2 protein-coding genes are annotated in these 2,405 nt (G+C 60.7%); both read left to right on the top strand.

Going from position 1 to position 2,405, the window contains the following annotated elements:
- Nucleotides 1-48: 48 nt before the first annotated feature.
- Nucleotides 49-1,566 (top strand): IS21 family transposase, encoded by a 1,518-nt coding sequence (gene istA / locus PQR02_RS40160; protein ID WP_408243345.1) that lies wholly within the window; start codon nucleotides 49-51, stop codon nucleotides 1,564-1,566.
- A complete protein-coding gene (gene istB, locus PQR02_RS40155) occupies nucleotides 1,556-2,332 on the top strand; it encodes an IS21-like element helper ATPase IstB (RefSeq protein WP_408243344.1) in 777 nt (258 codons plus the stop codon). The genes istA and istB overlap by 11 nt, the downstream gene beginning before the upstream one ends.
- The last annotated feature ends 73 nt before the right edge of the window (nucleotides 2,333-2,405 follow it).

The following is a 2,405-nucleotide window of genomic DNA, read 5'->3' as shown; positions in this document are numbered from 1 at the left end:
GAACACACTGGCCCGCTGTGCAGCTAGCGGGAGAACGGAGTGATCGACATGGCAATATTGAGCATCATCCGACGCTGGCATTATCGCGATCATGTCTCGCTACGCGAGATCGCCAAACGGCTTGGCGTTTCAAGAAACACCGTCAGGCGCTATATACGCGCCGGCACCGTCGTGCCCACCTATCCGGAACGGCAGAGCCCGAGCAAGCTCGACGGATTTGCGGCGAAGCTCGCCGGCTGGTTAAAGACGGAAGCAAACCGGCCGCGCAAACAGCGCAGAACCCTGAAGCAGATTCACGCTGACCTCTGCGCTCTGGGGTTCACCGGCTCATACGATCGCGTTGCCGCATTTGCACGTCGCTGGCGACAGGAGCAGCAGGAGCACGCGCGAACTGCAGGACGTGGGACCTTTGTGCCGCTGACCTTTGCCCTGGGTGAAGCCTTCCAGTTTGACTGGAGCGAGGACTGGGCCGTCATCGACGGCGAGCGCACCAAACTGCAGGTCGCGCAGTTCAAGCTCAGCCACAGCCGCGCATTCTTCCTGCGCGCCTATCTGCTGCAGACTCACGAGATGCTGTTTGATGCCCATCACCACGCGTTCGTCGCATGGGGCGGCATTCCGCGTCGGGGTATCTACGACAACATGAAGACCGCGGTCGACAAGGTCCGTCGGGGCAAGCTGCGAGACGTCAACGCACGGTTTAGCGCCATGGTCAGTCACTACCTGTTTGACGCCGAGTTCTGCAATCCGGCCGCAGGCTGGGAGAAGGGGCAGATCGAGAAGAACGTTCAGGACAGCCGCCACCGCCTGTGGCAACGCGTGCCGGCGTTCGGCTCGCTCGACGCACTGAACGACTGGCTGGCCGACCAGTGCGTTCTACTCTGGCAGCAGACACAGCATCCGGAACAGGACACGACGATCTGGGACGCGTGGTCGATCGAGCGACCTCACCTGATGCCGGTCGGCCAGGCGTTCGATGGCTTCGTCGAACACACGAAGCTCGTCTCGCCGACCTGCCTGGTCAGCTTCGATCGCAACCGTTACAGCGTGCCCGCGGCATTTGCGAACCGGCCCATCAGCCTGCACGTCTATGCGGCCCAGCTTGTATTCGTTGCCGAGGGTCAGGTCATTGCCGAACACGTCCGGCACATAAACCGCAGCCATGATCGCGGAGAAACCATTTACGACTGGCGTCATTACCTCGCGGTCCTGCAGCGCAAACCCGGGGCCTTGCGCAACGGCGCACCGTTCGCGGAGTTTCCGGCCGCCTTCAAGAAGCTGCAGTCGATCCTGCTGAAGCACCCCGGCGGCGATCGCGAGATGGTTGAGATACTGGCGCTCGTGCTGCTGCACGATGAGCAGGCTGTGCTCACCGCCGTCGAACTCGCGCTCGAAGCGGGCGCGCCCTCGAAGCAGACGGTGATGAACTTCCTGAGCCGACTGCTGGACGGCACGCCAGTGCCGCCGCTGGAGACACCCCAGGCCTTCGCCCTGCGTGTCGAGCCGCAAGCCAACGTGGACCGTTATGACAGCCTGAGAGACCGCGAGGATCATCATGCAGCCTGATGCGATGGTGGAAATGCTCAAGTCCCTGAAACTGCATGGCATGGCGCAGGCGCTGGGTGAGCTGGCAGCACAGGACTCTCCCGCCTATAAGTCGGCGTCTCTGGTGCTGGCGGGGCTGCTCAAGGCGGAGATGGCGGCCCGTGAGGTACGGTCGCTGGCCTACCAGATGAAGGTTGCCCGCTTCCCGGCATATAGGGATCTCAACGGCTTCGACTTCAGTTGCAGCGATGCGAACGAAGCGACCGTGCGGCAGCTACATCGATGCGAATTCATGACGTCGGCCCATAACGTCGTGCTGGTCGGTGGCCCCGGCACGGGCAAGACACATCTGGCGACGGCGATCGGCGTGCAGGCGATTGAACATGACCGTAGCCGGGTGCGGTTCTTCTCGACTATCGAACTGGTCAACGCACTCGAGCAGGAGAAACTGACTGGAAAACCGGGCCAACTGGCTGTGCGTCTGATGTACGCCGATCTCGTGATTCTCGACGAACTGGGCTATCTGCCATTCAGCCAGGTCGGTGGCGCCTTGCTCTTCCATCTGCTGAGCAAACTCTACGAGCGCACCAGCGTCATCATCACGACGAACCTGAGCTTCTCGGAATGGGCCAACGTATTTGGCGACGCGAAGATGACGACGGCGTTGCTCGACCGGCTTACGCATCACTGTCATATTGTAGAAACCGGCAACGACAGCTACCGTTTCAAGAACAGCACGATAAAGCCTGAAAAGGAGAGAAAGCGAACCCTGAAAATCCCAACCTGAACCCCGAAACCGGATCAAAGGGTGGGTCAGTATTCGATGCAAATCCTGGGTCAGGATTCAGTGCAAAACAACA

Source organism: Paraburkholderia sediminicola (assembly GCF_046026895.1).
GTDB lineage: Bacteria > Pseudomonadota > Gammaproteobacteria > Burkholderiales > Burkholderiaceae > Paraburkholderia > Paraburkholderia sediminicola_C.
The sequence above is the reverse complement of the archived record's forward strand: the minus strand, read 5'-3'. Positions and strand labels throughout refer to the sequence as shown.